Source organism: Candidatus Regiella insecticola LSR1 (genome assembly GCF_000143625.1).
In the GTDB taxonomy this organism is placed as follows: domain Bacteria; phylum Pseudomonadota; class Gammaproteobacteria; order Enterobacterales; family Enterobacteriaceae; genus Regiella; species Regiella insecticola.
Map to the genome: position 1 here is coordinate 1 of NZ_GL379742.1, position 566 is coordinate 566.

The following is a 566-nucleotide window of genomic DNA, read 5'->3' on the forward strand; positions in this document are numbered from 1 at the left end:
AGCATAGGTACCTCCTTTTCGGCCTTCAATTGAAACTATGCATTTTTGCATAGTTTGTTTCTCCACTTCGGCAACTAATTCTTGTGCACTCTGAGTCCTAAGCCATTGTGCTGGCGCTTTATTACCCCCTTCGCCACTCGCTTTGTGAATGGCATTGAGGTTAAAACGGTTGACTTCATCGGTGGTGACAGTGATGCCCGCCACGATGGGAAGATTTTCTTTAGGCATGGTGAGTTCTCCTTGATTATTGCCTATCGGGAAAGGATTGAGTGTGTTTAAGTGTTGGTTTACTTGAATTAACAGGCGTAAAAAAACCGCGTACTGGCGTAGGCGGTATCGGTTAGCTTAGGAAATAGGTAGCGGGAGCGAAAAGGAACTTAATGTAACAACGTGTCAAGCTCTTCATCCGAAAGTCCGGTAGCTACTTTCACTAAGGTTCGGTCTACATGGCTATCCAGAAGTTGCTTCGCTATTTTTAAGGATGCTTTTTTTTCTCCCTGTTGCATGCCCTGTTGTTTACCGCGCTCTTCACCGCGTTTTTCGAGTTGTTGTGCAAATGTCATAAC

General features: G+C 44.9%; 1 protein-coding gene and 1 pseudogene. Both read right to left on the reverse strand.

Features of this window, described 5'->3' with window-relative positions; all coding sequences use genetic code 11:
- On the reverse strand, nt 1-228 hold a 228-nt coding region (locus REG_RS10290), incomplete at its 3' end, for a KilA-N domain-containing protein (RefSeq protein ID WP_006705588.1).
- Nucleotides 229-377: 149 nt separating this feature from the next.
- A pseudogene (locus REG_RS10295) lies at nt 378-566 on the reverse strand (Rpn family recombination-promoting nuclease/putative transposase); the annotation flags it as partial.